The organism is Corynebacterium sp. HMSC036E10, assembly GCF_001836265.1.
Lineage (GTDB): Bacteria > Actinomycetota > Actinomycetes > Mycobacteriales > Mycobacteriaceae > Corynebacterium > Corynebacterium coyleae.
In genome coordinates this window covers 21,273-28,236 of the sequence record NZ_KV827954.1, presented here as the reverse complement: position 1 = coordinate 28,236, position 6,964 = coordinate 21,273, and the positions used below count along the sequence as shown (strand labels likewise).

Here is a 6,964-nt window from a genome sequence, read left to right as displayed (position 1 = left end):
AACTGCGGGCGCTGGTAGGGGCACCTGGGGTACACCCCAAGCGAACAATTTGTGAATGAAAAAACTTCCTGTTCGCTAGGGTTAGTTCCAAGACTAACGGAACAGAACCGTCACTGCCTCTGGAGATCACTGAACAGTTGGGGGCGATCTCAGGACAAAAGGTGGGCTATGCCCGGGTGAGTTCGAAAGATCAGAACCTTGATCGTCAGATTGAACAACTCAAGGCAGAGAAGGTCTTCACCTATTACACGGATAAGGCCAGTGGTGGATCGCGTGAGCGCCCTGGACTTGATGAAGCAATGCGATATGTCCGTGCAGGAGATCAGCTTGTCGTCACGTCGATGGATCGGTGCGCGCGTTCACTGACGGATCTGTACGCCATTGTTGACGAGCTAGTCAGCAAAGGAGTGTCGGTGAAGTTCCTCAAGGAGGGACAGACCTACTCAAAAGACTCCACCCCGATCGCCAAGCTGATGCTAGGGCTGTTGGGTTTTGTTCAGTTGGGTAAGGCCGTGAAAGAGCTGGATCAACACCGTGAAATAGTTGAAAAAAATAACCCCGCAGGTTTCCCTGCGGGGTGTCGTTGTTAGAACGGTGCTTCGTCGTTGTCGGCGTCAGCGCCAGCCAGGGCGGCGTTCGCCGCCTCGCCTCCGCGACGGGCTGCGCGCGCAGCGGACTCTTTCTTGGAGTCGATCAGCTGCACGGTGTCGATACGGGCGACCAGCGGGTAGTGCTTCACACCGTCCTTGTCGGTGTAGACGTCGGTCTTCAGCGAGTAGCTCACTGCGACACGGTCGCCGGACCCGATGCAGCCGAACACGCCGGGGTTCTTCGCGTCCTGGACGTAGCCGGTCAGCTCCACGATCTCGCTTTCCACCTTGCCGGTGGCCTTGTTCTTGAAGGTGTTGCGCGCATAGACGCTGAGCTTCACCGTCGCACCGCCGTTTGCGTGCTCGAACAGCTTCGGTGCGCGAGCTGCGTTGCCGACGATGGTGCCGTTGTTGAAGGGGTTGGACATGATGGTTCTCCTTATGTGGGTGGGTGTGAATTGCCGTGCAATGTGGGTGTTGAAGCAGCTGCTTTGCTGCTGCGGGGGGTTGCGCTGTCGTTACAGCACTGCCCAGGGCAGCGGCGTGCCTGCCGCCTCTAGGTCGCGCAGTTCTTGTGCTGCACCCGGATCGGCGTCCTCGCCGTCGATGCCGTCGGCGAGCTGGTAGAGCAGTTCCAGGTCGGTGTGGGTGATGTCGCGCATCACGTGCCTCCTTGTTCGGATTGGTGGTCAATCCGTCTGTTGGAGACAGCTCTGCTGTCTAGGGGTCGCTCCCCTGCCTCGTTGAAGTGTCTGCTGTCGCAAGCCACGGCCGACGAGAAAAAAAGAAACCCCGTTGCATCGCTGCAACGGGGTGTGTGGTGCTACTCGGTGAACAAGATCGTGCGGGTCTTCTCGGCGCCCTCGCGGACGAGTTCGACCATCCGCTCGCCTTGGCCGATGTCGGTCAGCTTCGCCACCAACGACGGGAAGTTCTCGTCTGGCCCGATCTCGGTGGCTCGGTGCGCGGCCACGCCAGCTAGTCCCGGCTGGCCTGTGGCGTGCGCAAGCACGGCAACCGTGGTGGTGAGCTGCGCGCGCATCCCTGGCCAGCTGGTCGGGACAGCACGCATAACCTGCTCCGCGAACCGTAGGCCCGCCTGCGGGTCATCGAGCAGCGCCGCGAGCAGCGCGTCTCGCAAGCGCGGCGTGGTGAAGCATTTCAGCGCCGATCGAACAGCGCGCGTGCTCGGCTGGGTTATTCCTGCCGCCGCCTGCTCGTATTCACGCTGCAGCACGTCGGAGAACATGGGCGGGATATACGCCAGCGCGTCTTCGATGATGTCGGCGTGCTCGGCAGCGTCGATGCCGTGATCGGTGCTGTTCAGGCGTGCCTCGATGTCGTCTTTGCTCGGCTCCGGCAGCTCGCCGGTGTGCTCTAGCATCTGCCGCAGCGCCGCCGATGCGGCGACCTCGCCGACAACGCCGTGGCGCGGCTCGTCGATGAGCGGATGCTGGTACACAGACCACCACGCAGCCCCGGTGACGATCTCGGGCACTTGCACCACCCCGAGCAGCGGCGGTAGGTGCACTGCCCCACTAGTGAGATACGTGGCCGTCTCGTCAAAGACCGGCTGCGCAATGTCATCGCTGATCATGTACGCGATAACAGCGTCGAGTTCGAGGTGGTGGACCCACGCTGCGAACCGCTCGCGACTCTCGGTGAGCTTCTCCACGGCCTCGTCCAGATCGAACCGCGCGACCGGGCCGAGGCGGACGGTGTCGACGCCCTCGTCGTCGACGAAGAACGCGAGGATCAGCGAGTTGTTCGGGTAGAAGCCGAGGATGCCGGGGAGGTTCGCGAGGATCTCGCCGTGAGATGCAAGCGTGTGGGAATGAGTGGACATGGCAGTGCTCCTTTGCACGAATACGGGGTGAACGTGGTCAATCCCGTATTCAGTCCGGCTCTGCCGGTCGCAGGCGTATCCCCGCAGTGCAGTGCCTTTGTGCGCTCGGCGTCGCTAGCGCAGCCTGATGCTCGCTCGCTGGGTGCGAGCGCTAGCGACGCAGCATTGTTAGATCCCCGCGTCGCCGCTGGTTAAGCGTTACCTTTGGCGCGGTTGTGAGACTTGCACAGCAGTTCGCAGTTGCTTTCCTCGAACTGCCGACTCCCGTGGCGTTCCTTCGTTGCTGCCGTCCTAGCAATCACTAAGCAATGCACCGAAAACCTGCGCCGCGTCGTTGGAGCGTCGCAGTTCCGTTTGGTGCAGGATTTTGACCCTAGTGCACCAGCTAGTGCACCAAATGGCGATCCGATCACAAAATGAAGAAGGCCCCTACCAGCGTTTCCACTGTTAGGGGCCTTATCTTAGTAGCGGGGGCTGGATTCGAACCAACGACCTCTGGGTTATGAGCCCAGCGAGCTACCGAGCTGCTCCACCCCGCGTCGGGCGCAATATGTGATTTTCGCCTGTCGCCGTAACCAGCAACGTGGACTTACTATACATACACCGACAGAGAGCACCAAACCGCCTGTTCACGACGGTTTGGTGCGATCCAATTATCGGGGCTTCCCTACTACTGCCGCTACCGCTACTACTGCCGTTACTGCTGGGCAGCGAGCTGGCCGAGGATGCCGTAGATGTGCTTCGAGGCGCCCAGGGTCAGGCCGCCGTCGACAGCAATCTCTGCGCCGTTGATGTAGGACGCGTCGTCGGACGCGAGGAACAGCACCGTCTTCGCAACCTCCTCGGCGCGGCCCGGACGGTTCGCTGCTGCGAGCGGAAGCGGTGCACCCTCTACAAGGGAATCTGCCGTCATCGGGGTTGCAATCGCGCCCGGGTGGACGGAGTTGATGCGGATGTTCTCGTCGGCAACGTCGGCGGCGACCGTCTTGGTCATGCCGCGCACTGCCCACTTGGATGCCACGTAGCCGGTCGCACTGACTTGGCCTTCCAGGCCCGCGGTGGACGACATGTTGATGATCGCGCCGCCGCCCTGCTTACGGATCTCCGGGATGGCGTACTTCATGCCCAAGAACACGCCGTCCACGTTGACGGCCATGATCTTCTGGAACTGCTCCAGGGTGGTGTCCTCCACTCCCGTCATCTGAAGGATGCCGGCGTTGTTCACCAAGATGTCCAGGCGGCCGAACGCCTCGTTCGTCGCCGCGATGGCGTCCTTCCAGTCCTGTTCGTCGGCAACGTTGAGCTTCACAAAAATTGCGTTGTCGCCGAGCTCGTTTGCCAGTTCCCCGCCGAGCTCTTCGTTGAGGTCAGCGATGACAACCTTTGCACCTTCTTCGACGAAGAGTTTGCAGTCTGCTGCACCCATTCCCGATGCGCCACCGGTCACAAGCGCTACTTTGCCGTCAAAACGTCCCATGATCTATCCAGCCTTTCTCTCAAAGAGTTGGTTGTGAACACCATGCTAGATACAAAAGTGGTGCATCGCGCGCCCACTTCGCGCGATGCACCCGGTCCTGGGGGGACGAGATAACTATAACCCGTTACTGCGCCTTCTGGTACTCAGCCACTGCACGGTCGAGTTGGTCGATGGCGCGACCGTACTCCTCGAAGGAGCCGTTGCGGGCACTCTCCAGGTTACGAAGAGCATCATTGATCCTGTTCAGGGCCTCGTCACGGTTTACCTTCGGCGCGTTATCACCCTCCGGTGTGGCTTCCTTGTTTTCCTCAGCGGGGGTAGTTTCAGCCTCACCCTGTGGTGCGTTTTCGTCCACCACTTCGACTTCCTGAGCTGCGTCAGAGTGGATACCCACCTGCTTCAGCGCCTGGGACACGGTCGGGGCGTAGCCCACCTGGCCGCGGTAGAAGACCAGCACGCGCAACAGCTTCGGGAAGGCCGAGGCCTGGTCCTTGCGCTGCGAGTAGATCGGCTCGACGTAGAGGATCTCGCCGCCGCCCACCGGCAGGGTGAGCAGGTTGCCGTTCTTCAGGTCGTTGGTGCCCTCCCACAGGGTGCGGTCACGCGCCACCTGGTCGGAGGACATCAGGGCGTCCTGGGCCTGCTTCGGACCCTGGGTTTGGGTGTTCGTCGGCAGGACGCGCACGGTGATGTTGCCGTAGGTCTCCGGGTCGGAAGACACCGCCATGTGTGCGGACAGGAACTCGCGGTTCAGGCCACGGAACGGGGTGATCAGCTGGAAGGACGGTTTGTTGGTCTCCGGGTCAGCGGCCACCACGTAGTACGGCGGCTGGTTCAGCTGGTCGCGGCCTTCCGGTGCGGTCGGGTCGTTCGGCACAGACCAGAAAGCGTCGTTGTTGAAGAACACGCCCGGGTCATCCACGTGGTAGCGCGCCAGCAGGTCACGCTGAACCTTGAACAGGTCCTCCGGGTAACGCAGGTGGTCACGCAGGGAGTCGGTGATGTCCGAGTTCGGGCGCACGGTGCCCGGGAAGGACTTCATCCAGGCGTTGAGCACCGGATCGGACTCGTCGAATGCGTAGAGGTCCACGGTGCCGTCGTAGGCGTCCACGGTGGCCTTGACGGAGTTGCGGATGTAGCCGACGTTCTCGGTGATCAGACGCTGGGTGGTGCCGTCCGGGTTCAGCGCGTCCTGCGTGGTGTCCTGCAGGGAAGTACGCGTGGAGTACGGCAGCTGGGACAGGGTGGTGTAGCCGTCCACGATCCACTTCACGCGGCCGTCGATAACAGCCGGGTAGGTCTTGGAGTCGGTGGTCAGCCACGGTGCGACCTTTTCCACACGCTTGCGCGGGTCACGGTCGTAGAGCACCTTCGAGTTGCCGCCAACGCGATCGGACAGCAGGAAGCTCAGTTCCTGGTACTTCACGGCGTACGCCACGCGGTTGATCGGGTTGCCGATGTCCACGCCGCCCTTGCCGGTGTAGGTGTAGGTGGAGTTGTCGGTGTCGTACTCCACCGGGCCCTGGCCGTTGTCGCCAACAATGGCGTAGTCCAGACCATCCTGGGCAGAGGCGATCACCGGGCCGAAGTAAATGCGCGGCTCTTCCACCTTGATGCCCAGCTCTTCAGCCTCGCCGGACTCCTTGGCGGCGGCGTTGGCCTGCAGGTCGGACACGGTAAAGATTGGCAGGCCACCGCGGGTTGAGCCGGCGTCCTGCGCGGCCTCGTCGACAGTGTTGGCTTGCGCTGCGACAAAGCCGTTGCCGTGGGTGTAAACGGTGTGGCGGTTAATCCAGTCGCGCTGGTTTTCACTCAGCGCGTTCGGGTCCATCTCACGCGCGGCGACAACGTAGTCGCGCATCTGGCCGTCGACCTCGTAGCGGTCCATGGCCAGCTGGTCTGGGAAGCCGTAGAAGTTACGCAGCTGCTGGTTCTGGGTAAACGTCGGGGAAATGATGTCCGGGTCCAGCAGGCGCAGGTTGGAGATCGTCGCCGCATCCTTAGCCACATCGGTGTTTGAGGTGTTGCCGCCCCAGTTCTCCATGTAGGTGACCTTGTCATCGGTCAGCCCGTATGCCTCGCGTGTGGCTTCGATGTTGCGGCCGATGTACTCGTATTCCTTGGCCTGACGGTTCGGCTTGACCGAGAACTGCTCCAAAAGCGCCGGCCACACGTTGCCCACCACGATGGAGGACACCAGCATGAGCACCGTTGCCAGCACTGGGACGCGGAAGTCCTTGAACACGATGGAGGCGAAAAACGCCGCTGCGACAACCACAGCGATGACGGTGAGGATGATCTTCGCGGGCAGCATCGCGTTGACCGCGGTGTAGGACGCACCGGTGAAGATGTCATTCTGGCTGGATAGCAGGTAGTAGCGGTCCAGCCAGTAGGTCACGGCCTTGGTCAGCATCCACAGGCCTGCGGTGACGGCGAGCTGGATGCGTGCCGGCTTGGACACCATGCCTTTGACTCCGGTGACGTTGTTGCCAATGCGGATGCCACCGAGCATGTAGTGGCCCACCGCACCGATCAAAAATGCCACGGCGAGCAGCATGGACAGCGTGCCCACAATCGCAGAGATTGCCGGCAGGCTAAACGCGTAGAAGCCAAGATCCTTGCCAAACTGCGGGTCGGTGGTGCCAAAGTCCCCACCGTTGAACCACATCATGAACACACGCCACATGCGCTGGCCAGCAAGACCAGACATGATGCCCACGATCACCGGCACCCAGGTCAGCAGCCCCTTCACACCGTCTTGCACGGCGGCGCGGTACTGCGCTTGCTGCGAGGTCTCGCCGAAAATATCGCCGCTGTCTTGTTGCCTGCCACGCCACGCAATCCGTGCCGCTGCCCATGCGACGGCTGCACCAAGCAGCGCGAAGATGACAAACAGCACGACACGGAAGAGGATCACTCGGTTGAAAACACCGCGGAAGTCAACCTCCCCAAACCAGAGAAAATCGGTATAGATACCGATCAGCACTGGTAGGAGGAAGAAAAGTGCGGCGAGTACACCGAGTGTGACCATGAGGCCTTTATTCGGTTTCT

The 6,964-nt window shown here is 61.5% G+C and carries 6 protein-coding genes and 1 tRNA gene; 1 reads left to right on the top strand and 6 read right to left on the bottom strand.

Translation table 11 applies throughout. The features are described from left to right. The first annotated feature begins 161 nt into the window (after nucleotides 1-161). Entirely contained in the window at nucleotides 162-590 is a 429-nt protein-coding gene (locus tag HMPREF2736_RS02380) for a recombinase family protein (RefSeq protein ID WP_256008564.1), read from the top strand. Here HMPREF2736_RS02380 and HMPREF2736_RS02375 read toward each other — a convergent pair. The 6 genes from HMPREF2736_RS02375 to HMPREF2736_RS02355 all read right to left on the bottom strand — a co-directional run bounded on the left by HMPREF2736_RS02375 (nucleotide 587) and on the right by HMPREF2736_RS02355 (nucleotide 6,944). Beyond that, a complete protein-coding gene (locus HMPREF2736_RS02375; RefSeq protein ID WP_034997554.1) occupies nucleotides 587-1,018 on the bottom strand; it encodes a single-stranded DNA-binding protein in 432 nt (143 codons plus the stop codon). The genes HMPREF2736_RS02380 and HMPREF2736_RS02375 overlap by 4 nt on opposite strands. A gap of 90 nt (nucleotides 1,019-1,108) precedes the next feature. Beyond that, entirely contained in the window at nucleotides 1,109-1,252 is a 144-nt protein-coding gene (locus HMPREF2736_RS12335; RefSeq protein WP_016456431.1) for a hypothetical protein, read from the bottom strand. A gap of 161 nt (nucleotides 1,253-1,413) precedes the next feature. Further along, nucleotides 1,414-2,436 (bottom strand): DUF4192 domain-containing protein, encoded by a 1,023-nt coding sequence (locus tag HMPREF2736_RS02370; RefSeq protein WP_034997552.1) that lies wholly within the window; start codon nucleotides 2,434-2,436, stop codon nucleotides 1,414-1,416. Nucleotides 2,437-2,901: 465 nt separating this feature from the next. After that, nucleotides 2,902-2,975: transfer RNA gene (locus HMPREF2736_RS02365), tRNA-Met, on the bottom strand. 158 nt (nucleotides 2,976-3,133) lie between these two features. Then, nucleotides 3,134-3,913 (bottom strand): glucose 1-dehydrogenase, encoded by a 780-nt coding sequence (locus HMPREF2736_RS02360; protein WP_070828804.1) that lies wholly within the window; start codon nucleotides 3,911-3,913, stop codon nucleotides 3,134-3,136. A 124-nt stretch (nucleotides 3,914-4,037) separates the two neighbouring features. Further along, nucleotides 4,038-6,944 carry a UPF0182 family protein gene (locus HMPREF2736_RS02355; RefSeq protein WP_246822039.1) on the bottom strand — a complete coding sequence of 969 codons (2,907 nt, stop codon included), beginning with the start codon at nucleotides 6,942-6,944 and terminating at the stop codon, nucleotides 4,038-4,040. Nucleotides 6,945-6,964: the final 20 nt, after the last annotated feature.

Coding starts and splice junctions, on each gene's coding strand:
- HMPREF2736_RS02375 (WP_034997554.1), bottom strand. CDS start 1,018: ATGTCCAACCCCTTCAACAACGGCACCATCGTCGGCAACGCAGCTCGC.
- HMPREF2736_RS12335 (WP_016456431.1), bottom strand. CDS start 1,252: ATGCGCGACATCACCCACACCGACCTGGAACTGCTCTACCAGCTCGCC.
- HMPREF2736_RS02370 (WP_034997552.1), bottom strand. CDS start 2,436: ATGTCCACTCATTCCCACACGCTTGCATCTCACGGCGAGATCCTCGCG.
- HMPREF2736_RS02360 (WP_070828804.1), bottom strand. CDS start 3,913: ATGGGACGTTTTGACGGCAAAGTAGCGCTTGTGACCGGTGGCGCATCG.
- HMPREF2736_RS02355 (WP_246822039.1), bottom strand. CDS start 6,944: ATGGTCACACTCGGTGTACTCGCCGCACTTTTCTTCCTCCTACCAGTG.